27 protein-coding genes and 1 pseudogene are annotated in these 23,414 nt (G+C 46.8%); 19 read left to right on the plus strand and 9 right to left on the minus strand.

Going from position 1 to position 23,414, the window contains the following annotated elements; genetic code table 11:
* The first annotated feature begins 280 nt into the window (after nt 1-280).
* Nucleotides 281-634 carry a hypothetical protein gene (locus V7728_RS11570; RefSeq protein WP_015239180.1) on the plus strand — a complete coding sequence of 118 codons (354 nt, stop codon included), beginning with the start codon at nt 281-283 and terminating at the stop codon, nt 632-634.
* 58 nt (nt 635-692) lie between these two features.
* On the opposite strand, the pseudogene V7728_RS11575 reads toward V7728_RS11570, so the two are convergent.
* The 3 genes and pseudogenes from V7728_RS11575 to V7728_RS11585 form a co-directional block, all read right to left on the minus strand.
* Nucleotides 693-908: pseudogene (locus tag V7728_RS11575) on the minus strand (DUF2188 domain-containing protein); the annotation flags it as partial.
* Between the two features lie 57 nt (nt 909-965).
* Nucleotides 966-1,373, minus strand: coding sequence for a DUF5360 family protein (locus V7728_RS11580; protein WP_012116851.1), 408 nt, complete (start codon nt 1,371-1,373; stop codon nt 966-968).
* Nucleotides 1,370-1,735, minus strand: coding sequence for a DMT family transporter (locus tag V7728_RS11585; RefSeq protein WP_007410206.1), 366 nt, complete (start codon nt 1,733-1,735; stop codon nt 1,370-1,372). Before V7728_RS11585 ends, V7728_RS11580 begins: the two co-directional genes overlap by 4 nt.
* Nucleotides 1,736-1,902: 167 nt before the next feature.
* Here V7728_RS11585 and V7728_RS11590 point away from each other — a divergent pair, with 167 nt between their 5' ends.
* From V7728_RS11590 to V7728_RS11605, 4 genes are all read left to right on the plus strand, one after another.
* The gene (locus V7728_RS11590) at nt 1,903-2,709 is read left to right on the plus strand and encodes an EcsC family protein (protein WP_015239183.1); all 807 of its coding nucleotides are present in this window, start codon (nt 1,903-1,905) and stop codon (nt 2,707-2,709) included.
* A 99-nt stretch (nt 2,710-2,808) separates the two neighbouring features.
* A complete protein-coding gene (gene gsiB, locus V7728_RS11595; RefSeq protein ID WP_015416859.1) occupies nt 2,809-3,180 on the plus strand; it encodes a glucose starvation-inducible protein GsiB in 372 nt (123 codons plus the stop codon).
* Between the two features lie 133 nt (nt 3,181-3,313).
* Nucleotides 3,314-3,673, plus strand: coding sequence for a cupin domain-containing protein (locus V7728_RS11600; RefSeq protein ID WP_099566413.1), 360 nt, complete (start codon nt 3,314-3,316; stop codon nt 3,671-3,673).
* Nucleotides 3,648-4,007 carry a DUF4937 domain-containing protein gene (locus V7728_RS11605; protein WP_099566414.1) on the plus strand — a complete coding sequence of 120 codons (360 nt, stop codon included), beginning with the start codon at nt 3,648-3,650 and terminating at the stop codon, nt 4,005-4,007. The genes V7728_RS11600 and V7728_RS11605 overlap by 26 nt, the downstream gene beginning before the upstream one ends.
* A gap of 36 nt (nt 4,008-4,043) precedes the next feature.
* Here V7728_RS11605 and V7728_RS11610 read toward each other — a convergent pair whose 3' ends face one another.
* Together V7728_RS11610 and V7728_RS11615 are read right to left on the minus strand one after the other, a co-directional pair.
* The gene (locus V7728_RS11610) at nt 4,044-4,865 is read right to left on the minus strand and encodes a manganese catalase family protein (RefSeq protein ID WP_099566415.1); all 822 of its coding nucleotides are present in this window, start codon (nt 4,863-4,865) and stop codon (nt 4,044-4,046) included.
* Between the two features lie 84 nt (nt 4,866-4,949).
* A complete protein-coding gene (locus V7728_RS11615) occupies nt 4,950-6,002 on the minus strand; it encodes a TRAP transporter substrate-binding protein (RefSeq protein WP_094031515.1) in 1,053 nt (350 codons plus the stop codon).
* An 80-nt stretch (nt 6,003-6,082) separates the two neighbouring features.
* Between V7728_RS11615 and V7728_RS11620 the strand changes: the two genes are divergently transcribed.
* From V7728_RS11620 to V7728_RS11655, 8 genes are all read left to right on the plus strand, one after another.
* Nucleotides 6,083-7,705, plus strand: a complete 1,623-nt coding sequence (locus tag V7728_RS11620) for an ATP-binding protein (RefSeq protein ID WP_014416956.1) — start codon at nt 6,083-6,085, stop codon at nt 7,703-7,705.
* Nucleotides 7,680-8,351, plus strand: a complete 672-nt coding sequence (locus V7728_RS11625) for a response regulator (protein WP_003156219.1) — start codon at nt 7,680-7,682, stop codon at nt 8,349-8,351. Before V7728_RS11620 ends, V7728_RS11625 begins: the two co-directional genes overlap by 26 nt.
* A 107-nt stretch (nt 8,352-8,458) precedes the next feature.
* Nucleotides 8,459-9,715: a C4-dicarboxylate transporter DctP gene (gene dctP / locus V7728_RS11630; protein ID WP_099566416.1), complete on the plus strand. Its 1,257-nt coding sequence runs from the start codon at nt 8,459-8,461 to the stop codon at nt 9,713-9,715.
* A gap of 185 nt (nt 9,716-9,900) precedes the next feature.
* Entirely contained in the window at nt 9,901-10,950 is a 1,050-nt protein-coding gene (locus V7728_RS11635; protein ID WP_007410215.1) for an AI-2E family transporter, read from the plus strand.
* Nucleotides 10,951-11,051: 101 nt separating this feature from the next.
* Nucleotides 11,052-11,978, plus strand: a complete 927-nt coding sequence (locus tag V7728_RS11640) for an ABC transporter ATP-binding protein (protein ID WP_012116860.1) — start codon at nt 11,052-11,054, stop codon at nt 11,976-11,978.
* The gene (locus V7728_RS11645) at nt 11,971-12,738 is read left to right on the plus strand and encodes an ABC transporter permease (RefSeq protein ID WP_007410217.1); all 768 of its coding nucleotides are present in this window, start codon (nt 11,971-11,973) and stop codon (nt 12,736-12,738) included. The genes V7728_RS11640 and V7728_RS11645 overlap by 8 nt, the downstream gene beginning before the upstream one ends.
* 94 nt (nt 12,739-12,832) lie before the next feature.
* Nucleotides 12,833-13,168 carry a hypothetical protein gene (locus V7728_RS11650; RefSeq protein WP_007410218.1) on the plus strand — a complete coding sequence of 112 codons (336 nt, stop codon included), beginning with the start codon at nt 12,833-12,835 and terminating at the stop codon, nt 13,166-13,168.
* Nucleotides 13,169-13,283: 115 nt separating this feature from the next.
* A complete protein-coding gene (locus V7728_RS11655) occupies nt 13,284-14,429 on the plus strand; it encodes an acyl-CoA dehydrogenase family protein (RefSeq protein ID WP_094031517.1) in 1,146 nt (381 codons plus the stop codon).
* Nucleotides 14,430-14,454: 25 nt separating this feature from the next.
* Here V7728_RS11655 and fbpB read toward each other — a convergent pair whose 3' ends face one another.
* Nucleotides 14,455-14,601: a Fur-regulated basic protein FbpB gene (gene fbpB, locus V7728_RS11660; protein ID WP_003156206.1), complete on the minus strand. Its 147-nt coding sequence runs from the start codon at nt 14,599-14,601 to the stop codon at nt 14,455-14,457.
* The gene (locus tag V7728_RS11665; protein ID WP_003156203.1) at nt 14,588-14,767 is read right to left on the minus strand and encodes a Fur-regulated basic protein FbpA; all 180 of its coding nucleotides are present in this window, start codon (nt 14,765-14,767) and stop codon (nt 14,588-14,590) included. The genes fbpB and V7728_RS11665 overlap by 14 nt, the downstream gene beginning before the upstream one ends.
* A 213-nt stretch (nt 14,768-14,980) precedes the next feature.
* Here V7728_RS11665 and V7728_RS11670 point away from each other — a divergent pair, with 213 nt between their 5' ends.
* Nucleotides 14,981-15,874 carry a cation diffusion facilitator family transporter gene (locus V7728_RS11670; protein WP_099566417.1) on the plus strand — a complete coding sequence of 298 codons (894 nt, stop codon included), beginning with the start codon at nt 14,981-14,983 and terminating at the stop codon, nt 15,872-15,874.
* Here the strand turns inward: V7728_RS11670 and V7728_RS11675 are convergent.
* A complete protein-coding gene (locus V7728_RS11675; RefSeq protein ID WP_003156200.1) occupies nt 15,871-16,188 on the minus strand; it encodes a thioredoxin family protein in 318 nt (105 codons plus the stop codon). The genes V7728_RS11670 and V7728_RS11675 overlap by 4 nt on opposite strands.
* A 153-nt stretch (nt 16,189-16,341) precedes the next feature.
* Here V7728_RS11675 and V7728_RS11680 point away from each other — a divergent pair, with 153 nt between their 5' ends.
* From V7728_RS11680 to V7728_RS11700, 5 genes are all read left to right on the plus strand, one after another.
* The gene (locus tag V7728_RS11680; RefSeq protein ID WP_003156199.1) at nt 16,342-17,427 is read left to right on the plus strand and encodes a D-alanine--D-alanine ligase; all 1,086 of its coding nucleotides are present in this window, start codon (nt 16,342-16,344) and stop codon (nt 17,425-17,427) included.
* 76 nt (nt 17,428-17,503) lie between these two features.
* Nucleotides 17,504-18,874: a UDP-N-acetylmuramoyl-tripeptide--D-alanyl-D-alanine ligase gene (locus V7728_RS11685; RefSeq protein WP_060563115.1), complete on the plus strand. Its 1,371-nt coding sequence runs from the start codon at nt 17,504-17,506 to the stop codon at nt 18,872-18,874.
* A 330-nt stretch (nt 18,875-19,204) separates the two neighbouring features.
* Entirely contained in the window at nt 19,205-20,689 is a 1,485-nt protein-coding gene (gene cshA / locus V7728_RS11690) for a degradosome RNA helicase CshA (RefSeq protein WP_015239193.1), read from the plus strand.
* A gap of 116 nt (nt 20,690-20,805) precedes the next feature.
* Nucleotides 20,806-21,285, plus strand: a complete 480-nt coding sequence (locus tag V7728_RS11695; protein WP_007410226.1) for a PH domain-containing protein — start codon at nt 20,806-20,808, stop codon at nt 21,283-21,285.
* Nucleotides 21,275-22,741, plus strand: a complete 1,467-nt coding sequence (locus V7728_RS11700; protein ID WP_099566418.1) for a PH domain-containing protein — start codon at nt 21,275-21,277, stop codon at nt 22,739-22,741. The genes V7728_RS11695 and V7728_RS11700 overlap by 11 nt, the downstream gene beginning before the upstream one ends.
* Here the strand turns inward: V7728_RS11700 and V7728_RS11705 are convergent.
* Nucleotides 22,738-23,337 carry a rhomboid family intramembrane serine protease gene (locus tag V7728_RS11705; protein WP_003156193.1) on the minus strand — a complete coding sequence of 200 codons (600 nt, stop codon included), beginning with the start codon at nt 23,335-23,337 and terminating at the stop codon, nt 22,738-22,740. The genes V7728_RS11700 and V7728_RS11705 overlap by 4 nt on opposite strands.
* Nucleotides 23,338-23,414 lie beyond the last annotated feature (77 nt).

Raw genomic sequence — 23,414 nt, forward strand, 5'->3', positions numbered from 1 at the left:
ATAGAATAATAATGTTTCTTTCCATTGGAAGGTAAAACCTTTCTGTACCATTCAAATGACCTCCGGAAAAACTCCGGCCGCTCTGAATAAACGTTTGAATCAACGATATATCAGTGATTCCAGTCCAATAAACCGCTGTTATCTATCAAAAAAAGAATCGGCATGGTCACTTGCGAAGAAAAGAAGTTGGAGCATTAGACTTATTTCAGTCTCCCGGGCGAAAAAGTATAATAACGTCAGGAAAGCTTTCCGGCCATATGATAAAAGAGGGGGAATTTTCTTGGTACGTCGTTTGTCGATCATGTCTTTAGCCATGATTTTTGCTGTTTCTTTATTCGCTTTTGGCGGCTCTGCATCAGCAGCAGCTTTCAAACCTAAAGCTGAACCGGACGTTTCCATTTTAGCCAGCGGGGGCACAGTCGGTATTTACGGTGCTAATATGCGCTCATGCTCTAAGGTCAGCTGTTCAACGATCACAACATTCTCAAGCGGTAAAAAAATTACAGGTTCTTGGGTAACCGGAGAATATGTTCAAGGCCACTACACCAATTCTAATAAATGGCTGAAAGTCACGTATGCAGGAGCGACAGGCTACGTTTCAGTCACCACGCTATCTTATTATTACGGTTTATAATCAGAAAAACCTCGTTCTCTTGAGAGCGGGGTTTTTCCTTTATTCCGATTCAATTTCCGCGTTTCGTTTCATCATCGTGTTTCATCAGCTGATCGATTTCTTCCTTAGAAGCGTTTTTTTTCCACTCTTTCGCCTGACTTGTCGCAATGGGAATGGCCCGTCCTTCTTCATAACCCTCATCTACCATCGCATTCGCGATTTCGATCGCTTTTTTCTTCACAGGTTCCTCGAGATTCTTCAATGATTGCGGATAATCCTTCATAGACCAAGGCATGTCTATCACTCCTTTATGAAAAGTGTTTCCCGCCTGAAGAAAAAGAAAACCGCCTCATCAAAAAGAATGACAGCTATTTTTACGAGAGACCAGCAATTTCCGAATAAAATATAAAGGATAAAGAAGCAAGTACAGATTGAATGCCCACCACATAAGATCAAAATCACCGATAAATACCCAAAAGGCAATCGCTTGCAGGCCTGAACAAAAGGTCAGTACAAGTGATATTAATGCGAAAGGGCGCCATAACGCATGTTTCCGTTTATAAAGAAACAAGCTGTACAGCCCGGTTATCGAAATGAAAATATCTAAGGGAAAGAATGACCAGTTCCAGGCCATGATCATGGCGTTATCATAATCTTTAAACACCATATTTTTTGGAATCCACTCAAAAAAAGTAACAATCCAATAAACGATAAATCCAATATCTGTAATGAGGAAGAGAACCTTTAACCCTTTCATTATCTGTTTCTGTCCGTATGAACGCTGATGCCGTTTGATGACGTTTCACTTTCAGAAATAAAGTTTAAGGAAACGACACCGATGATGATCAGAAGAACAGAGACAGCTTTTATGACAGAGAACTGTTCATGAAAGAAAAAAATTCCGATCACCGAAATCAGCACGATCCCCATTCCAGACCAGACCGCATACGCGATGGAGACACTTATATATTTCAAAGTCAAAGTAAGAAAACAAAGGCTGCCGATATAAAACAATAATAATAAAATACTTGGGACAAGTTTTGTAAATCCATTTGATAATTTCATGCTGACCGTACCCAATACTTCAAAAATGATCGCTAAACTTAAATAAATCCATTGCATTCAACATTCTCCTTCAATCGTATTACTCAAAATTATACAATAATACAGAATTTGAAGAAAATTAAACAATGGGATGTTTTCCGGATAAAAAATCCGTCCGGGTGTAAAAAGAAAACGCCATAAAGGTATACTATGAACAAAGAAATCAGAAAGGACGTGCAGGACGGGTGACAGAAGAGCGGACAGACCTGGAAAGACAACTGAGAGACATTCAAAAATGGGAAAAGGCGCAGCAGAGGGTGATGTTCTGGCAAACATTCACCCGCTTGCCGTTTCAGCTTTTGGACAAGCTGACACCGCAATTTATTCAGAGGAAAATCGGACTCATTCTCGATGAAACGGGAACGTTTATTCAGTCAGGCGGACAGTACCTGACATCAGAAAAGCGCATCATGAAAAAGTTTCAAAAACGGCTGCCGCACGGTACATGTCAAACGCTTCACGACATCCGCAATGCGCCGCTTGCCGTCATGGACGAAATCGCAGAAGCCATAGCGCGTACAAGCGTAAAGGCCGCGACGGTGCAGGGAGCCGCAACGGGAGTCGGCGGCGTATTCACGCTGGCGGCAGACATTCCGGCGATGCTCGGCCTGTCCTTAAAGACGCTGCAGGATATCGCGGTTGCTTACGGCTTTGATCCGAAAGACAAAAAAGAACGCGTGTTTATCGTCAAATTGCTCCAGCTTGCATCCAGTGACGTCATCGGAAAAAAAGCGATCCTGCAAGATTTACGGCAATATGATCAAAACGACCGCGCCTATCAGCGCGTCGCCTCGCAAATCCAAGGCTGGCGGGAAGTCGTTTACAGCTACCGCGATACGTTCGCCGCGAAAAAACTGCTGCAAATGGTTCCGGCCGCAGGCATCATCTTCGGCGCGTCCGCCAACCGTTCAGCTTTAGAAAGCATCGCGGAAACAGGCATCATGCTTTATAAAAAACGCCGGATTCTAAAACGCCTGGACGATACAGAATGATAAAAACCACCCGAAAACACATTCAATGTGTTTTCTTTGTTTAGCAGTTCTGAAATCGGGAAACCAACAACCAACACCAATTAAAGGAGGAATTCAAAAATGGCACAAGATAATAACAAAATGAGCAGAGAAGAAGCAGGTCAAAAAGGCGGAGAAGCGACAAGCAATAACCATGACAAAGAATTCTATCAGGAAATTGGTCAAAAAGGCGGAGAAGCCACTAGCAAAAATCACGACAAAGAATTCTATCAGGAAATCGGTGAAAAAGGCGGAGAAGCCACTAGCAAAAATCACGACAAAGAATTCTATCAGGAAATCGGTGAAAAAGGCGGAGAAGCCACTAGCAATAACCATGACAAGGAATTCTATCAAGAAATCGGCCAAAAAGGCGGAGAAGCCACAAGCAAAAATCATGACAAAGATTTTTATAAGGAAATCGGCCAAAAAGGCGGAAACAGACGAAGCAGCTAATAAAAGCATAAAAGGCAGACAACCTGCAGATCAAAAGCGATCCGGCGCATCAGCTGGATCGCTTTTTATTTTGGGAAAATCTTGATCTGAGCCGCCGTTGCGATACAATAAATGAAAAAGGGGTTTTTCACTCGTGTCTGACATGCTGAATTTGCTCGCTATCGCCAATAAAGTCAAAGAAAAACACGACAATTTTTCAATCGCGGAGATCAATGACCACTGTGTGCGCCTCGCAGTGTTTACGGGAGAATATGACTGGCACCATCACCCTGACTCAGATGAATGGTTCATCGTTCTGGAAGGGGAGCTGCTGATTGATTTTAAGGACAAAGAAACCGCAGTGCTCAAGGCAAATGACAGCCTGCTCATCCCGAAAGGCACGATTCACCGCACCCGCTCTTACGTCAGAACCGTCAATCTTTGTGTCGAGCATACGCATGCGAAAACAGTCATCACAGAGGAACGTCATGCTGATCAAAAAAATTGTATGTGAAACAGACGCTGCAAACGCTGAAGCATTTGCGCAAGCACAGTCAAGGTGGGGAGCATTATCATGTGTAAATGGATTCGTCAAACAGGCCGGCGGCTGGCGGAAAAACGCAGACGGCCTGTTCATCGCAGAGATCATCAGCGTTTGGGAGAACAGACAGGCCTATGATGATTTTATGGAGAACGAACATGACCGCCTATACGAAGAAATCGAGCAGAAGGCTGCGATTCTTTCAATAGAAGTGATGCTGTACGAGGAGGATGAACCTGTCATTCACGAGCTGTTACATCACCCGGACATCCGATACGAACCGGACTGGACGGTTCTGAAGGCATAATGAAAGCCCAAAACAGTTTGTTTTGGGCTTGTGTCTTTACTCGCGTCCGGGAAGCGTGTTGTGGACATACGGCGGGACGGGATCCAGCTTAGCTATTTCGCCGTGCGCTTTCGGTTCCTTTTCGTATTCAAATGGTTCTCCGTCCGGCGCTGTTTCCTTCAGCCAATTTTGTTCAGCGCTTTCTCCGCCATCAGAGAAATGAATAAGCTTATGGGAGAATGACTGTTTTTCCAGCGCCTTCGGGAATGTGGAAGGAACGATCGGGCCTTCCTGTGCTTCTAATTCTTTAATGGCCGCAAGCCATTGGTTTTGATGCATGGTATCGCGGGCCAATAAAAAGCTGAGCATATCTTTCACGCCTTTATCATCGGTCATTTCATACAGGCGTGCGACTTGAAGCCTTCCTTGTGATTCGGCGTTCAGATTGGCGCGGAAGTCTGCCAGAAGGTTTCCGCTTGCGACGATATAGCCTGCGCTCCACGGAACGCCCGTGCTGCTCTCCGGCATTGCGCCGAGTCCTGAGACGATCGCATGATGCGGATTCATCCCACCTAAAATGGACCCGATGACCGGATCATCAGCCGCTTTTTCCTGCTCTGCCAGCGGGGCGTCTTCTAACAATCTCGCAATCATCGTCGCGATCATTTCGACATGGCCGATTTCTTCCGTCGCGGTATCCATCAGAAGATCCTTATATTTTTCATTGCCCCGTGTATTCCATCCTTGGAACAAATATTGCATGGCGACGGATATTTCCCCGTATTGTCCCCCTAAAATTTCCTGCATCTGTTTGGCGAACAGCGGGTCAGGACGATCCGGTTTAGCCGGATGCTGCAGTTTTTTCGTATGTGTAAACATGTCTCCATCTCCTTTTTTTGCTCTGTCCCTATTTACTTCCCCGGCGGGAAAAGGGATGAAACGGAGATGGGCGTATTGGTCCTGCTAAGGCTCGCGGCGCAAGGATAACAAATCCTGCACAAGCCCGCGGCCGATCACCTGTTCATATTGTCCGTAAATCGGGTCGAGGCGTTTCATCCATGTGTTCTTTTCCGCTTTGCTCAGCACATGAATATGAATGGATGAATTCTTCTTTATCTCTTCAAGCTGGTCTTTATTCATTTTCTCAGCGGAGGCTTCGTTCCATTCTGTCGTTTCTCTCATCGCCTCCGTTAAGATGGCTCTCGTTTTTTCTGTCTGCGAATTCCAGAAATGCTCGTCGGTCATCACGGCATAACCGAGGTACCCGTGATTGCTGATTGTCAAATAATCTTGAACATTATAAAATTTTTTAGAATAGATATTTGAAATCGTATTTTCTTCTCCGTCTACGAGATTGCTTTCCAAGAGCTGAAACGTGGAATTAAAGGAATCCTGCCGCGGGCGGGCGCCGAGCAGGCGGTACTGGTCTTCGATCACGCTGCTCGGCATGATCCTGAGCGCCTGTCCTTTCAAATCGTCCGGAGTGAAGATCGGCCCTTTATTTGACGTAAGCTGCTTAAACCCGTTCGTCCAGTACGCCAGTCCTTTCAAATGATGCTTTTCTAATGAAGCGAACAGGCGTGTGCCGATTTTGCCGTTGAGGCCTTCTTGCACGGCTTTATAGTTTGTAAACGCGTACGGCAGATCCAAAACACCCCATTCGGGAGACAGTGATCCGAGCTTTGAGGTGGAGGGAGCGATGAATTGCACGTCCCCGTTTTGGAGGGCGTTTATTTCTTCATTATCTGAATAGAGGCTCCCGTTTGGAAACACCTCTACTTTAATGGTGCCGCCGGACTTTTGATAGACCAGGTCGGCAAACTTATTCGCCGCCCGCCCTTTTGGCGTGTTCTCAGCAACGACATGGCTGAATTTGAAAACGATTTGATCTTTCAGGCCTTCCTGTTCGTCATCATAATACGGTTCTTCCGTTGAGAAACGATCATGAAAGCCGATGAATAAAGCGGTTCCGATACCGAGTACCATCAGGCTGAGACAAGTCAGCAAGCTTTTCATCGAAAACCCCCTCCGCCATTTTCTATAACAAGCATAATCGGGCGGGCCGTTTTCGTAAAGAGACGGAAAGGAAGAGGCCAATGACGAAAAAAAAGCTCACCATCCGCTGGAAAATCACCATACTTTCGTATATCGTCGTGCTTTTTACCTTTTTGATCGTCGGCATCGTGCTGATCGGCAATATTCAGCATACAGAGGAGCGCGAGCTGAAAAAACGGCTGATGAATACCGCGCGGACGGTATCTGAGATGACCGATGTCAAACGCGCCCTCGAGCAGAAAAAACAAAGGGAAGACGTGCGCCATGCGGTCGAAGAAATAAGGATCATCAATGAAGCGGACTACATCGTCGTCATGGATATGGATCATATCCGCTATTCACATCCCGTCAGCACAATGATCGGAAAGCGTTCAAGGGGTGAGGACGAAGCCGCGGCGTTCGCCGAGCACATTTATTTTTCCGAAGCAAAGGGAGAAATCGGCACCGCCGTCCGCGCTTTTTATCCCATCAAAGACCGGGATTTGAATCAGATCGGCGTCGTTCTGGCCGGTAAAACGCTGCCCGGATTCGGTGAAATTCTTCTTCAGCTGAAACATGAAATACTGTTTATCGTTCTGCTGGCGCTCGGGTTCGGACTGGCCGGCTCCTTTTTGCTGGCCCGCCATATCAAAAAACAAATGTTTTGGCTGGAGCCCCATGAGATCGTGAGAATGTATGAGGAACGGACCGCTACGTTTCATTCAATGAATGAGGGCGTCATCGCGATCGATAATCAGCATCACATCACCATTTTTAATGAAAAAGCGAAGCAGATATTCAATGTCAGACAAGAGACCGATGGCAGGCTGATCTGGGACGTGTTAAAAGATTCGCGCCTCCCTGAGATCGTCGAGCGGAACCGAGCCGTATATAATGAAGAAATCCAAGTCAGCGGAAAGGTGATCATGAGCAGCAGAATTCCGATCGTCATGAAAAAGAAGGTCATCGGAGCCGTCGCCATTTTTCAGGACAGGACGGAAGCGGCGAAAATGGCGGAAGAACTGACAGGTGTGAAAAATTTTGTCGATGCGCTCAGAGTTCAAAATCATGAACATATGAACAAGCTTCACACCATCGCGGGACTGATTCAGCTCGGAAAATCAGAAAAAGCGCTCCAGCTTGCTTTTAAGGAATCATCAGAACAAGAAAGCGTCACCGATTTTCTTCATCAGGCCATTCAGAATGACGCTGCGGCGGGACTGCTGTTAAGCAAAATCAAAAGAGGAAAAGAGCTTGGCATTTCTGTGAAAATTGATGAAAACAGCAGTTTCTCGGCATTTCCGGAGCATGTCGACCAGCATGACATTGTCGTCCTGCTCGGCAATTTAATCGAGAATGCGTTCGGCGCATTCGAAACAGCGGACACGGAGGACAAACATATTGACATCAGTATCGAGCAAAATGATGAAGTGCTTGCTATATTAATAGAAGACAACGGAAGCGGGATTTCCGATCAGCACATCCCGCGCCTTTATGACAAAGGGTTTACCGTCAATAAAACGGGAGGAACGGGATATGGCTTGTACCTCGTCAAACAAATCGTCGACAAAGGGATGGGCGTTATTGAAGTCGACACACGGCAGGGACAGGGAACGGCATTTTCTATTTTATTTCCGATGAAGGGGGAGGAATCATTCGATGGACATCAAGGTGCTGCTTATTGAAGATGATCCGATGGTGCAGGAGGTGAATAAAGAATTTATCACCGGTGTTTCGGGGTTCAGCGTCATCGCCACAGCCGCTGACGGAGACGAGGGAATCAGGCTTATTAAAGATCTGCGGCCCGGGCTCGTGGTATTAGACGTATACATGCCGAAAAAAGACGGAATTAAAACGCTCCAGGAAATCAGAAAACAAAAGCTCGAAGTGGACGTCATCATCGTCTCGGCCGCAAAAGACAAAGAAACAATCCAGCTTATGCTGCAAAACGGTGCGGCCGACTATATTTTGAAGCCGTTTAAGCTGGAGCGGATGAGACAGGCGCTCGAAAACTATAAACAATATAAACGGAAAATTGAAGAGCATGACACCATGTCGCAAGAGCAGCTTGACATGCTGCTTAAAATTCCGCAAAATCCGTCCCGCGATCTGCCGAAGGGGTTAAATCATTTTACGATGAATGAAATTTTGACCTATATGAAACAGCAGACGGAGCCGCTTTCAGCTGAAGAAGCCGCCAAAGCGCTCGGAATCGCCAGGGTGACAGCGCGGCGTTATCTTGATTTTCTTGAAAAAGACGGCCAGATTAAGCTCGACATTCAATACGGGGGAGTGGGCCGGCCGGTTAACCGCTACAAATTCGTCCGCTAGCCGAGACCAAAAAGACCAAAATGTCCGTTATGATCATAAGCTTCCCCTCTTTGTTTGAAAACGCTATCATTTTGTATAGACGCAGCGAGAGGCAAGGGGGAGTAGGGATGAAAATTTTCAAAAATCTTACGGTGCAGGTCATCACGGCGGTTATCATCGGCGTCATTGTCGGACTCGTATGGCCTGAGGCCGGGAAGCAGATGAAGCCGCTCGGCGATACATTTATCAATGCGGTAAAAATGATTATCGCACCGATCATATTCCTGACGATCGTGCTTGGCATCGCCAAGATGGGAGACATGAAAAAAGTCGGCAAAGTCGGGGGAAAAGCATTTATTTATTTTGAAGTCGTGACCACCATCGCCCTTATTATCGGACTTCTGGTCGTCAATATCATGAAACCCGGTGAGGGGCTTGATTACAGCAAGCTTGAAAAAGGGGATGTCTCTCAGTACACGCAAAACGGGGGACAGGGGATTGACTGGATTGAATTTATCACTCACATCGTTCCGTCAAATATGGTTGACGCTTTCGCAAAAGGCGACATTCTTCAGGTCTTATTCTTTTCTGTTTTATTCGGTGTCGGCCTGGCGGCGCTCGGTGAAAGAGGCAAAAGCATTATTGATTTCTTTGATAAACTGTCGCATGTTTTTTTCAAAATCATCGGCTACATCATGCGATCGGCGCCGATCGGCGCATTCGGAGCCATGGCCTATACGATCGGGCACTTCGGCCTTGATTCCATCAAGCCGCTGGCGAGTCTGATGCTGTCTGTATACGTTACGATGTTCCTGTTTGTATTTGTCGCTTTGAATATCATTTGCAAACTATTCGGTTTCAGCTTGTGGAACTATCTCCGTTTTATTAAAGATGAACTGCTCATCGTTCTCGGCACAAGCTCTTCTGAGTCCGTCCTTCCGCGGATGATGGATAAAATGGAGCGCTACGGCTGTTCCAAATCGGTTGTCGGCCTTGTCATTCCGACGGGATATTCTTTTAACCTGGACGGCACCTCGATTTATCTGTCCATGGCGACGGTTTTTCTGGCGCAGGTGTTCGGCGTTGACCTTACCATCGGCCAGCAGGTTACGATCATTCTCGTGCTGATGCTGACATCAAAAGGCGCGGCGGGCGTAACCGGAAGCGGATTTATCGTGCTCGCCTCCACTTTATCGGCGCTTCAGGTTATTCCGCTGGAGGGACTGGCGCTGCTCCTCGGCGTCGACCGCTTTATGAGTGAAGGAAGGGCGATCGTCAACCTGATCGGAAACGGAATCGCCACCATCATCGTAGCCAAGAGCGAAAATGAGTTTGACGAAGCGAAAAGCACACAGGCCGTAAAAGAAATGAAAACGGCGGTATAAAAGGAAAGGAACGGCATGCATCGGGCATGCCGTTCTTTTTTTCGGCCGCCATGAGTAAAAAAGATAAATTTGTTTAAATTTATTAGGAGGTGGACAAAGACCTTAGCGTCATTTTGTTATATAATTTACAATTAGAGAGTGAAAGATGAAATCTAAGGGCTTTTTGTCCTAGCAGGAGTGTATAAATGGCGGCTATTTTTAAATTTTTTCAGCATCCGGGTGTCAGACGTTTTTCCGTTTTTCTTGTTTTGACTGGGGTGTTAGTTGTATTCCGAAGTATGATTAATTTGATTTTGCTTACGTTTATTTTTACTTTTCTGATGGATCGGCTGGAGACTGTCATCCGGCACGTGTTGAACCATTTTTTCCGGATCAGCCAGAGGGTGGTCATCACCGTTTTATATATTGCGCTGGCTGTCGGGGCGACTGTCGGAGGCTTTGTCTTTTACCCGATTGTTGCCAAGCAGATTGAACAGCTGATTAAGCAGATCAAGCACATCGCGTATCATCCCGATGTCATTCCGTTTTATGATGAGATATCGAGCGTGTTCGGCGATATCAATATCGGTTCCTATGTAAAAGAAGGTTTTAATGTACTGTATACATACTTGGCCGATATCAGCACTTTCGGTTTGCAGGTCGTGATGTCACTGATTCTCAGCATGTTTTTCCTGTTCGAGAAAAAGCGGCTCACGGAGTTTATGAAAAAATTTCAGCACAGCAAGCTGTCTGTTTTTTACTACGAACTTGCTTATTTCGGCAGCAAGTTTGCGAGAACATTCGGCAAAGTGCTTGAAGCCCAATTTATTATCGCGCTGGTGAACTGTATCCTCACCTTGATCGCATTGGCGATTCTGCATTTTCCGCAGCTGTTCGGCCTGTCAATCATGGTCTTTTTCCTCGGGCTCATTCCCGTTGCGGGTGTGGTGATTTCGCTCATTCCGCTCAGCATCATCGCATATACGACGGGCGGCGCAGCGTATGTCATCTACATCGTGCTGGTCATTTTCGTCATCCATGCGATTGAGACGTACTTCCTTAATCCGAAACTGATGTCAGCGAAAACGGAACTGCCGATCTTTTTTACCTTTACAGTTCTGATTTTCTCGGAACATTTCTTCGGCATTTGGGGCTTGATTATCGGAATTCCGATTTTTGTGTTCCTGCTTGATATTCTGGATGTCGTCAATAATGAAGAGAAGGAAAAAAACGGACCGGTCCCGGATAAGACATAACGTCGGCTCCGGCTCTTCACGAATATATGACTAATGTTATAATGCAGACAGTGCCTTTGTACGGGCACTGTTTATTTTTTGTGAAAAAGGAGGAAGGCTGTATGACTGAGCCGATTTTACATATTGAAGGCCTTGACAAAACAATAGGCAAAAAGCACATTTTAAAAAACATCAGCATGGATGTCAGGCAGGGCGAGATCATCGGTTTGCTCGGTCCGAACGGGTCGGGAAAAACCACACTTATCCGAATCATCGTCGGTCTTTTAAAGAAAAACAGCGGCACGATTACAATTAACGGCTTTCAGCACGATGCTGATTTCGAAAAAGCGCTTGAATCCGTCGGAGCGATCGTGGAAAATCCTGAATTCTACCCGTACCTGACGGGGTGGGAAAATCTGAAGCACTTTGCCAACATGCACAAAAACATCAAAGAGGACAGGCTTCAGGAAGTCATCGAACGGGTCGGGCTCACCAATGCCGTTCATGACAAAGTTAAAACGTATTCCCTTGGTATGCGTCAGCGTCTCGGGATTGCGCAGGCCATTCTTCACCGTCCGAATCTGCTCATTTTAGATGAACCGACAAACGGGCTTGATCCCGGCGGAATGAAGGATTTCCGCGATCACTTAAAGGAACTCGCGGAGCTTGAAGGGACGAGCATCCTTTTTGCGACGCATTTATTGCGTGAAGTGGAGGACCTTTGCGACCGTGTCATCATCATTCAAAAAGGTGAGATCAAAACAGAGGTTGTTCTGCGCGGCGCTGAGGAAAAAGAAGAAAAAGCCGTCCTCGACATTCAGCCGGCTGACGAAGCATTCGAATGGCTGTCCCAACAGCAATTTGCTCCGGAGAAAAACGGCGGGGGCATTACCGTCACCGTAGCGAAGAAGGACATCCCGGCATTAAACCGTGCGCTCGTCGGACAAGACTTTCTCGTGTATTCCATCATGCCGTATGCGGAATCGCTGGAGGATGAATTCATGAAAGTGACGACGGCGCTTCAAGAGGAGGGGGAGACGAATGTTTAAATTGACAGCGAATGAGCATATGAAACTCTTTAACCGAAAAGTCTCATTAGTGGCGCTGATTCTGATGGCCGTTCTCCAATTTATTATGGCGCTTGTCATTAAACGGCTTGTCATCAGTTCCGGAACGGATGAGAATTTCATCGGCTATATGGCGTACGCGCCCGGGCTGAATATTCTGCTTGAGGCATTAACGATCGTGATCGCGGCAACGATCATTTCCGCTGAATTTGATAAGAAAACGATCAAATTTTTGTTAATCCGCCCGGTAAAGCGGGAGCGGATTTTTGTATCTAAACTCATTACCGTATTTTTGGTCAGCTTGTACCTGTATGCGGCGTACTATATTTTGTCTCTGCTGTTCGGCATGGCTTTCTTCGGCGTGTCGGTGACATCTGAATCAGGGACGCTTCTTATGAACACCCTGAAAGTAATCGGCACGAACTGGGTCGAGGCGTTTGCGATGGCATGCTTTGGCTTGCTGTGTTCTTCTGTATTCCGAAACAGCGCAACGGCCGTCATTTTGTCATTTATCGTGCTGTATGGCGCAAAATCACTCGTGACGATTATGTCGCTCTTCCAAAACAAATGGGGAAGTTTTCTGCTGTTTGCAAATACTGACCTGACGCAATATATGAGCGGGGCGAAACCGCTGTTTGCGGGAATGACGCCGTTATTTTCCGCAGGCATTATCATTATCCATATCGTATTCTTCTTAGCCGTCGCTTGGTGGAGCTTTTGCAAACGCGATGTTCGGGTATAAAGTAAAGGAATGACATTTTTGTGAAAAAGATCACGATAAATCAATAATTTATGCTATTTTGATTTATAATAAAGGTAATGACGGAGGTGCTCACTTGAGAAATTTTATTACCGCATTACCGATTGTGTTATTGCTTGGTTTTTCCTTTGTGTCATTCATGTTCCAATTCGAACATCTTGTTTATTTCAGGCTTGCGCTGGGTTTGTTTTCTACAGTGGGGCTGTTTCTCTTATATAAAATGAAGTCGGGATTCCGTTATTTCATCATCTACCTGTATGCAAGCTGGATCGTGCTTGCGGCGGTTACCGCGTTTGAAGAGCCGATTTTTTCAAGCTTTTTCTTTGGCGGGCTTGTGATGACGATGGGTTATCTCACATATATGCTGATTTATCTCGGGCTTAAGCAGGACCGCGGCCCGGAAGCAGTCTGAACGCGCTATTCCATGGAATAGCGTGTTTTTTTTGTACAGCCTCACAGTTGCGAAACGAGACTTGAATCTCTATAATACTTATTAACTTTATCGGAATTATAATGGGGGGATTCCAGTGTCTTTATGGATACAGAATGAACGGCAGAGGGAATGGATGGAAAAAATCGGCCTGCTTGCAGACGAATTTCAAAAAACAGCCGCGCTTGATGATGAGGCGGGCCGTTTTCCCGCTGAGAAAATTCAAAGACTGCGCGACGCGGGATATACGGCGTTAACAGTACCTGAGGTATTCGGCGGTGCAGGCATTTCCGTTTATGATATGGTGCTGTTTCAGGAACGGCTGGCGCGGGGAGACGCGGCCGTTGCTCTCGGAATCGGCTGGCATTTATCCGTCATGGGTGAGCTCGGAGAAGGAAACAGCTGGGATGAAGATGTCTTTTCATTTATCACAGAAGAGGTGAAAAATGGAGCTGTCCTGAACAGGGCAGCGACGGAACGGCAGACCGGCAGTCCGACGAGGGGAGGAAGACCCGGCACCTCCGCTGTCAAAAAAGACGGAAAATGGGTGCTGAACGGCCGAAAAACCTTTACAACCCTTTCACTGACTTTGGATTATATGCTTGTGACGGCATGGATTGAAGAAAAACAAACGACCGGTGTTTTTCTCATTCATAAAGATCAGTCAGGCGTTTCAGTCGAAGAAACATGGGATATGATTGCCATGAAGGCGACCGGAAGCCATGATCTCCTTTTAGATCATGTCACGGTCAGTGACGAGCGGCTTGTGGAGCTTATCAGCGGGCCGAGAGCGGCGAAAGTGAATGGCTGGCTGCTTCACATTCCCGCTGCTTATCTGGGCATCGCTCAAGCGGCAAGGGACTATGCCGTCCGGTTTGCATCCGAATATTCGCCGAACAGCCTGAACGGACCGATTAAAGACGTGCCGGCCGTTCAGCAGCGTGTCGGGGAAATGGAGCTTGAATTGTTAAAAGCGAGACAGTTTCTCTTCACGGCGGCGCAAATGTATGATGACCCGAAACGCCGCCCTTTCATCAAAAGCGAGCTCGGCATCGCAAAACATATTGTGACAAATGCCGTCCTTTCTGTTGTTGATAAAGCAATGAGAATCACCGGCGCAAAAAGCCTGGAGCGAAATAATCCGCTTCAGCGGTATTATCGGGATGCCCGGGCCGGCCTTCACAATCCGCCGATGGACGATGCGGTCATCGGCAAATTAGCGGCGGAAGCCTTTGAGCAATAAAAAAAGAGCCTGAAAAAGGCTCTTTTTATGTATGGCTGTTGTGCCGGAGCAGTTTTTGATGCTTGCGGTCAATTCTGTCATAGATCACATTCATCAGCTTTTGATTATTCATAATGGCCGCCTTGTTTTCTTTTATCAGCTGTTCGTATGTTTTTATTTTACGTTTCGCCATGAGCCCGCACCTTCCTAACATATTTGTATTCGCTTTCTAATTCTCCGAGCGATAATTCATATAAATGCCGTTCCGACTTTTTGTATATTCCGTTATTGATCAGCAAATGGATCAGATGTTTTTTTCGTCCTTCAACTGATGATCTGAGCTGAGGAGAAGACCTCATGATTACCCTCCTAATCAAATGATATTGATAATCATTATCAGTTAATGAAAGTATACAATGGGCATATTCATATGTAAAGGGAAAATACCGCCAATTTTTCGACAAAAAGTTTCCCGGGGAATAATGCTGTCGAATATTGCATTTGCTCAGATCAAAGCTGCTATTTTTCCGCTTTTCCATCCATACTATGAATGAGAATGGAGGAGTCCTTACATGAATGATCAAACGGCAAACTTAAAACGGGGCGAGAAAGGCGCGATTCTTAATATCGCCGCGTACCTCATCCTTGCCGCCGTCAAACTGGTGATCGGTCTTATTTATCATTCCGAAGCGCTCAGAGCGGACGGGTTAAATAATGCCACGGATATTGTCGCATCACTGGCTGTGCTGATCGGGCTCCGGATTTCCCAGCGCCCCGCGGACAGTGATCATGCTTACGGACATTATCGGGCTGAAACAATTTCTTCTTTAATTGCGTCTTTTATTATGATGGCGGTCGGTATTGAAGTGCTGATCGGAGGGGCAAAGGCGATTGTCAACGGAACGGAGGCCGAGCCGAGCTTCATTGCGGCATGGACGGCGCTCGGAAGCGCGATTGTAATGTACGGCATGTATGTATATAACAGCCGTCTTGCAGATCGGGTTAAAAGTTCTGCGCTTCATGCGGCGGCGAAAGACAGCCGTTCTGACGCCTATGTCAGTATTGGGGCGTTTATAGGCGTCTTAACGGCCCGGCTTCATCTGCCGTGGATTGATCCGGTCATTGCTTTTCTGATCGGAATCATCATCTGTAAGACGGCATGGGACATCTTCAAAGATGCTTCCCACTCATTGACGGACGGGTTTGATCTGAAAGATTTGGAGCCGTATAAACACACGGTGAAAGAAATAAAAGAGGTCAGCAGGCTGAAGGATGTGAAAGCAAGGTATTTGGGGAGCACGGTTCATGTGGAAATGGTCATTACGGTAGATCCGGGACTGTCTGTGAAAGAAGGCCATGAAGTAGCCGATGAAGTCGAGTATACAATAAAACATGAACATGATGTGACTCATGTCCATGTTCATGTAGAGCCTGAAGTCATAAACAAAGATCGTGAAACGAATTAAATATGCTGTGATAAAAACTCTGTGACTTCTTCGGGCGTTTTCGCGTTTGCGCTGTGAAGATGCGCTTTCTTTTCACCGTTTTTAAAGATCAGAAGGCTCGGTATGCCCATTACCTGATATTTGTCGGCAAGCTCAGGGAGCTCGTCTCTGTTCAGTTCATACCAATCATTTTGATTATATTCTTCCAAAATATCGCCGATGAACATATTCATGCGCGTGCAGTCAGGGCACCAGTCAGCGAAAAATTTCACGATGATTTCCTTGTCGGATTGAATAAGTTCATTAAATTGTTCTGTTGTACTGATTTTTTTCATATGACACATCTCCTTTTCCATGCCATTTTAATATAAAATAAAAAGGAATTACATACAAATGCTTTCATATTCAGAATGCCCAAAAATAATTAGATCATTTTCTGAGGAAAGTGATAAGATAGTAAAGATGAATTGTTGTGGGGGGAATATCCATTGAAAACAAGTCTAGGATTGGTGTACGGCGGAAAGTCAGCCGAACACAATGTATCGCTGCAGACAGCATTAGCTGTAACAAAAGCGCTTAATACTGAGAAGTTTGATATACATCCGATTTACATCACTGAAAAAGGAGAATGGCAAAGAGGCCCGCTGCTGACTGAGCCGGTTTCCAACGTGAAAATGCTTCAGCTGGAACAAAACGGTGAAAGTTTCGCTCTATCAGCATTGAACCGGGAAATGTTTCCTGAAGCGTCGCCTGACGAAAAGGCGCCGATCGATGTCGTATTTCCGCTTCTCCACGGACCGAACGGTGAAGACGGCACCATTCAGGGTCTGCTGGAATTGCTGAACGTTCCTTATGTCGGCAACGGGGTGCTTGCATCATCAGCCGGCATGGATAAAGTCATCATGAAGCATTTGTTCGCTCAAGCGGGGCTTCCGCAGGCGAAGTACGCCGCTTTCTTAAAAAAGGACTGGAAACAGACACCGGACAGCTGCTTACAGCAGGTTGAAGAGGAGCTGGGATATCCGTGCTTCGTCAAACCGGCGAACCTCGGATCAAGCGTCGGAATCAGCAAATGCCGAAACCGTGAAGAGCTTGAAAAAGCCTTCGAACTGGCTTTTGAATATGACCGGAAAATTGTGGTGGAAGAAGGAATCGCCGGCAGAGAAATCGAAATCGGCGTACTCGGAAATGACGAACCGAAATGCTCCGCCGTCGGTGAAATCGCGCCGAAAACCGACTTTTACGATTACAAAGCGAAATATGAAGACGGCGACACGGATTTAATGATTCCCGCGCAAGTGACGGATGAACAATATGCGGAAATCAGCGAGATGGCGATTAAAGCCTTCAAAGCGATTGACGGCTCAGGCCTTGTTCGCGCCGATTTCTTCCTGACCAATGACGGTCAAGTGCTCATTAACGAAGTGAACACAATGCCGGGCTTTACGCCATTCAGCATGTTCCCGCTGCTTTGGAAAGAAGCAGGTGTAGATTACAGTGATCTGATCGAACAGCTGGTTGAGCTGGCAAAAGAACGCCATGCCGAAAAACAGCTGATTAAACATACATTTTAATGAAGACGGACACTGCCTGAAGGGGCAGTGTCTTTTCCCGTAACAGACAACATTTTCAGAAAGCGAGGTGCCACCTTTGATAAAGCGAACTGTAAAACGAATCGCAGACATGGTCAAAGGCACACTGACAAATCCCGAATTTGAACAAACAATGATTGAGGGCGCCGCAACCGATACGCGGACTTTGGAAAAAAATCAGCTGTTCATTCCTTTAAAAGGCGAGCATTTTAACGGCCATACCTTTGTGCCGCAAGCATTCGAAAAAGGCGTTTCCGCGGTGTTGTGGGACCGCTCTGAACCGAATCCGCCGGAAGGGCGTGCTGTCATCCTGGTCGATGACACGCTGGAGGCGCTGCAAACATTGGCAAAAGCTTATTTGAAAGAGCTCGGCACAAGGGTTATCGGGGTGACCGGGAGCAACGGAAAAACGACAACGAAAGACATGCTTCACGCCGTTCTCGGCACGCAGTACCGCGTTCACAAAACCGCCGGCAATTTCAACAATCATATCGGCCTGCCGCTGACTGTGCTTGCCATGCCTGAAGATACAGAAATCGCCGTTTTAGAAATGGGAATGAGCGCGAGGGGCGAAATTGATTTTCTGAGCCGTCTTGCTGAACCGGAAGCGGCCGTCATTACCAATATCGGCGAATCCCACATGCAGGATTTAGGCTCAAGAGAAGGAATTGCGGAGGCGAAACTTGAAATTATAAACGGACTTCGGGAAGACGGCGTTCTGTTTTATTTCGGGGATGAGCCGCTGCTCCGCCAAAAGACGTACACTTGCCGGACAACGACATACGGCGCAGGCGCGGACAATGATCTCCGCCTGAAAGAAATAAAACAGGCGGAAGAAGGCACGTACTTCAATATCGACGGAATCGACCGTTCTTTCTTTATTCCGGTTCTCGGCAGACATAATGTGATGAATGCCATGGCCGCATACGCCGCCGGCATCTATTTCGGCATTACGCCGGAAAATGCCGCTCTGGGACTGAGCCGCCTGAAGGTGACGGGGATGAGATTGGAACTGGTCAAAACGGACAACGGCATCTCGATCGTAAACGACGCATATAATGCGAGCCCGACGTCAATGAAAGCGGCGGTCGAATTAATCGAAACGATGAAAGGCTATCGGAAGAAAATGCTCGTTCTCGGTGATATGCTTGAACTTGGTGATGAAGAAAAAGCATTCCACGAAGAATGCGGAGCTGCGGTCAATCCGGCGGAAATCGACCATGTATTTACTTACGGCACACTCGGCGCATTCATCGCTGACGGAGCGCGCCGGCATTTTGAAGAAGGGCGCGTCAGCCATTATCTTGACAAAAAAGAACTGCTTCACGCCATACAGAAAATGGCCGCTTCCGGCGATCTCCTTCTGTTTAAAGCATCGAGAGGTATGAAGCTCGAAGAAATCGTTAAAGATTTATTAGAGAAGAACTGAAAAAATACTGATCAGCATTATAAAAATATACAAAAATGAAGAAACTAATTCAGGGTGAAATAATTCTGTCCGTATGAAAAAGAAAGACCGCCGGCTGGGAAATCCCGTCCGGCGCGGGGGCTAGCCTCGTTCGCGGGAAGAATCCGGTCAGGCCGCTTCCGGCCGCCTGACCATCTCGCCTTATTGAAAAACACATAGTGTAATGGTAAGATTAAACGTAAAGTAATTCGGGCTTTGTATACGTATGATCCTGTCCTTTGGATGAAAGGGCGGTTTTTAGTGGTAAATCACGACATTACTGAAACAGCAATCAGAAGGAGTTTGAATAATTTGACTATAACGTTTCAAGATTTCCAATTAAGTTCTGATCTCATGAAATCAATCAATCGTATGGGATTTGAAGAAGCAACACCGATCCAGGCACAAACGATTCCGCTCGGACTTTTAAATAAAGATGTCATCGGACAAGCGCAAACAGGTACAGGTAAAACAGCTGCGTTCGGTATACCCCTTGTTGAAAAAATGAACCCCGAGTCTCCTAATATTCAAGCAATCGTAATCGCGCCAACCCGTGAATTAGCCATTCAAGTATCTGAAGAGTTATATAAAATCGGACAAGATAAGCGTGCGAAAGTACTGCCTATTTACGGCGGCCAGGATATCGGACGTCAGATCCGCGCATTGAAGAAAAACCCGCATATCATCGTAGGTACGCCGGGGCGTCTTCTTGACCATATCAACCGCCGCACGATCCGTTTAAACAACGTCAATACGGTTGTCATGGATGAGGCTGATGAAATGCTGAATATGGGATTCATTGATGACATTGAATCCATTCTCTCAAACGTGCCGAGCGACCACCAAACGCTCTTATTCTCAGCAACAATGCCTGCGCCGATCAAACGGATCGCAGAGCGTTTCATGACTGAGCCGGAACACGTAAAAGTAAAAGCGAAAGAAATGACTGTGTCCAACATTCAGCAGTTCTACTTGGAAGTGCAGGAGCGCAAAAAATTCGATACGCTGACTCGTCTTCTTGACATTCAGTCTCCGGAACTTGCGATCGTATTCGGACGTACGAAACGCCGTGTCGATGAGCTTGCTGAAGCCCTGAACCTTCGCGGATATGCGGCTGAAGGAATTCACGGCGACTTAACGCAGGCGAAACGTATGGTTGCGCTTCGTAAATTTAAAGAAGGTGCGATCGAAGTGCTTGTAGCGACTGACGTTGCCGCCCGCGGACTTGATATCTCAGGCGTTACCCACGTTTACAACTTTGACGTGCCTCAAGATCCTGAAAGCTACGTTCACCGTATCGGAAGAACGGGCCGTGCAGGAAAAACGGGTATGGCGATGACGTTTATCACACCGCGTGAGAAAAGCATGCTTCGCGCGATTGAACAAACGACAAAACGCAAAATGGACCGTATGAAAGAGCCGACGCTTGACGAAGCATTAGAAGGACAGCAGCAGGTGACGGTTGACCGTCTGCGCACGGCGATCAGCGAAAACAACCTGAACTTCTACATGACGGCAGCTGCGGAATTGTTAGAAGATCATGATGCAGTGACAGTTGTGGCTGCAGCCATTAAAATGGCGACAAAAGAGCCGGACAGCACGCCTGTACGCCTCACTGATGAAGCGCCGATGGTCAGCAAACGCTATAAAAACCAGCGTACTTCTAAGCGCAGAGACGGCCAAGGCGGCGGCTACCGCGGCGGCAAAGGGAAAACCAACAACCGTTCTTCCTACGATAAAAAACGCTCAAGCGACCGCCGTTCTTCAGGTGACAGACGCCAGAAAAAATCATACTAAAACACAGGAAGCGGACCCTTTTACGGGGTCCGCTTTTTTTTGATATGCCGGAAAGTGAATCTTTTTTGCAAATCAGCCGTATTTGTATGTATGATAAAAAATGGGAGGTAGGTATGTTGAGAGCACAGCCAAAAAATCGAATCAGTCCAAGCGGCTTAAAAGTCTGGCGTCTTCAGGAAATCATCCTGTCCGCCTTCTGTCTTCTGGCCGTTATAGCAGCAGCTGTTTTAAGCCATTTCTTCCATTGGCCGTATTGGATCACCGGAGTCCTCGGCATCATTTGGATATTCGGTTCAGTGATATCCGTCTATGCCATACCGAAAATCAGGCACAGGATCTGGCGCTATGAAGTCCATGAAAATGAAATTGATATTCAATCCGGCATTTTTATTGTCAAACGGGTCATTGTGCCGATGGTGAGGGTGCAGCACGTAGATACTTCACAAGGCCCGCTCCTCAGAAGGTATCGTCTGGCCTCAGTCAAAATCTCCACGGCGGCAACCGTTCATTCCATTCCGGCGCTTGATATGGAGGAAGCTGACCGGCTGAGGGATTCCATTTCCCGTCTGGCAAGGGTGACGGAAGATGATGTCTGAGCCGAAACGTCTGCACCCGGCGGCCGTGATTTTGAACTTATTCCATACTATTATCGAAACCATTAAAAACATTATTCTGCCATTTTTTCTCGTCTATATTGTTAATTCCAACCACTTCATCCGCTTTTACGGAGGCATTGCGCTCGCCGTCCTGCTTATCTGGCTGATTACGGCAAGTGTGATCGAGTGGAGAAAATTTACATACCGGATTGAGGACGGAGAATTCAGAATTGAAGAAGGCTTGTTTTTTACGAAAAAGAGATACATCTCCATTGACCGGATTCAATCAATGAATACGAGTGCCGGCATCATTCAGCAGCTTTTTAAGCTTGTTAAGCTTCAAATCGAAACGGCCGGCGACGGGAAAAACGCCGAGGCTGTCTTATCCGCCATTACTGTGGAAGAGGCGGAACGGATCAGAGCGGCTGTTTTTCAGCAAAAAGCGGAGCAAGAAGAACGAGGGGAGACCGAAGCGGAGCAGGAGCCGATGCGCGGGGAAGATGTGCAATCCGTTTACCGACTGTCTGTAGGTGAGCTGCTTATGGCCGCCTCAACATCCGGGGGAATCGGTGTCATCATCTCAGCGGTATTCGCCCTCTTTTCTCAGATTGATGAAGTACTTCCGATGGACTGGCTCTATGACAGGTTCTCCTTTCTCAAGCATGCGAGCATCGGTATATACGCCGTGATCATTTTCATAGGATTGTTTATCGCCTGGCTGTTAAGCATCGCCGGTATGATGATCAAGCATGCCAACTTTAAGATAGAAAAAAAGGAACACGAATTGGTCATTACCAGAGGAATTATTGAAAAACATCAAGTGACAATCCCGCTCCGTAAAATCCAAGCCATTAAAATGAAAGAAAATGTGATCAGGCAATTATTCGGATACGCGACGGTTGCGATTGTCAGCGCCGGCAGTGCGGGGAATGAGAAAGAAGGAGCACAGACGATTCTGTTTCCGATCATCCGCAAATCAAAGCTCGGAGTGATGCTGAACGGTTTCACACCGGATTACGTGCTGGAAGAAAACCGAAATCATTTGCCGAAAAGGGCGCTGCGCCGGTATTTATTCCGATCCATAATCTTCTCGGTTTTCGTGATCATCCCGCTTTGTATTCTGTTTAAACCGTGGGGATATGCATCGCTCCTTGTGCTTCCCGTCGAACTGGTGCTTGGATATGCCTCGTTTAGGACAGCGTCATGGTGCATAAACGGCGGCAGGCTTCAGATTACCACGAGGCTGGTCGGGAAGACGACCACGATTATGCTGAGAAGAAGAATGCAGATGTTTGAAGTCAGCCGCTCCTTTCTGCAAAAAAGAAGGCGGCTCGCATCTGTGGCTACCGCAGTGAAATCAGCTCACCACATGGAGCATGTCATGCTGAAGGATGTCAGCGAGGAAGATGCCGAACGCATCGGGCGCTGGTATTCATATGAAAAAGCGGACGGTTAATACCGCCGCTTTTTTTGCTGCACGCATAAAAAGGAAAGCAAAAATCCGCCTGCCAGTCCGAACAAATGCGCCATAATGTTAATATTAGAGTTGATAAACGTCGACAGCACCGCGATGATAAGCAGGGTCATAATCATTTTCGACTGATCCCGGCCGATCAGCTCCTTGCGGAAAACAGTCAAAAACACATACACGCCGAAAAGTCCGAAGATCGCGCCGGATGCGCCGACATGCACATAATCAAGCGGTTCGGCAAGATACGTGCCGATATTGCCGATGATGCCCGATGCGATGTACACAATCAGAAAACGGACTTTTCCGAGCATCTGCTCAAGCGGGGGCGCGAATAAAAAGAGAGACATGGAGTTAAACAAAAGGTGAGTGAAATTCGCGTGTAAAAACATCGGTGTCACCAGCCGCCACCATTCTCCCGAGGAAACGCCGTAATTATAGCCGGTCACAGCATCTGACCACATCATGACGGAATGAAGCGGCATACTGAAAAACAGCCACAAGAACGCCTGCAGCGCCAAGATACAGCTGACGGCCGGATAACGTCTGATAAAAGTCTGGAAATTTTCCGTTCGTATAAACATCGCAAGCCCCTTTGCATCTGATTTGTTACATATATAGTAACACGTTTATGACATAAACCGTTTTTTAGTACGGACTT

Origin of the sequence: Bacillus sp. JHAA (genome assembly GCF_036961585.1) — a bacterium.
GTDB classification, from domain to species: domain Bacteria; phylum Bacillota; class Bacilli; order Bacillales; family Bacillaceae; genus Bacillus; species Bacillus velezensis.

Bases quoted from the DNA above. Each gene is read 5' to 3' on its own strand.
- fbpB (WP_003156206.1), bottom strand. From the start codon at position 14,601: ATGGCGAAACGTAAAATAAAAACATACGAACAGCTGATAAAAGAAAAC.
- V7728_RS11620 (WP_014416956.1), top strand. From the start codon at position 6,083: ATGACGAAAAAAAAGCTCACCATCCGCTGGAAAATCACCATACTTTCG.
- V7728_RS11700 (WP_099566418.1), top strand. From the start codon at position 21,275: ATGATGTCTGAGCCGAAACGTCTGCACCCGGCGGCCGTGATTTTGAAC.
- V7728_RS11705 (WP_003156193.1), bottom strand. From the start codon at position 23,337: ATGTTTATACGAACGGAAAATTTCCAGACTTTTATCAGACGTTATCCG.
- V7728_RS11645 (WP_007410217.1), top strand. From the start codon at position 11,971: ATGTTTAAATTGACAGCGAATGAGCATATGAAACTCTTTAACCGAAAA.
- V7728_RS11625 (WP_003156219.1), top strand. From the start codon at position 7,680: ATGGACATCAAGGTGCTGCTTATTGAAGATGATCCGATGGTGCAGGAG.
- V7728_RS11605 (WP_099566414.1), top strand. From the start codon at position 3,648: ATGCTGATCAAAAAAATTGTATGTGAAACAGACGCTGCAAACGCTGAA.
- V7728_RS11585 (WP_007410206.1), bottom strand. From the start codon at position 1,735: ATGCAATGGATTTATTTAAGTTTAGCGATCATTTTTGAAGTATTGGGT.
- V7728_RS11615 (WP_094031515.1), bottom strand. From the start codon at position 6,002: ATGAAAAGCTTGCTGACTTGTCTCAGCCTGATGGTACTCGGTATCGGA.
- V7728_RS11635 (WP_007410215.1), top strand. From the start codon at position 9,901: ATGGCGGCTATTTTTAAATTTTTTCAGCATCCGGGTGTCAGACGTTTT.
- V7728_RS11670 (WP_099566417.1), top strand. From the start codon at position 14,981: ATGAATGATCAAACGGCAAACTTAAAACGGGGCGAGAAAGGCGCGATT.
- V7728_RS11640 (WP_012116860.1), top strand. From the start codon at position 11,052: ATGACTGAGCCGATTTTACATATTGAAGGCCTTGACAAAACAATAGGC.
- V7728_RS11610 (WP_099566415.1), bottom strand. From the start codon at position 4,865: ATGTTTACACATACGAAAAAACTGCAGCATCCGGCTAAACCGGATCGT.
- dctP (WP_099566416.1), top strand. From the start codon at position 8,459: ATGAAAATTTTCAAAAATCTTACGGTGCAGGTCATCACGGCGGTTATC.
- V7728_RS11665 (WP_003156203.1), bottom strand. From the start codon at position 14,767: ATGAGGTCTTCTCCTCAGCTCAGATCATCAGTTGAAGGACGAAAAAAA.
- gsiB (WP_015416859.1), top strand. From the start codon at position 2,809: ATGGCACAAGATAATAACAAAATGAGCAGAGAAGAAGCAGGTCAAAAA.
- V7728_RS11675 (WP_003156200.1), bottom strand. From the start codon at position 16,188: ATGAAAAAAATCAGTACAACAGAACAATTTAATGAACTTATTCAATCC.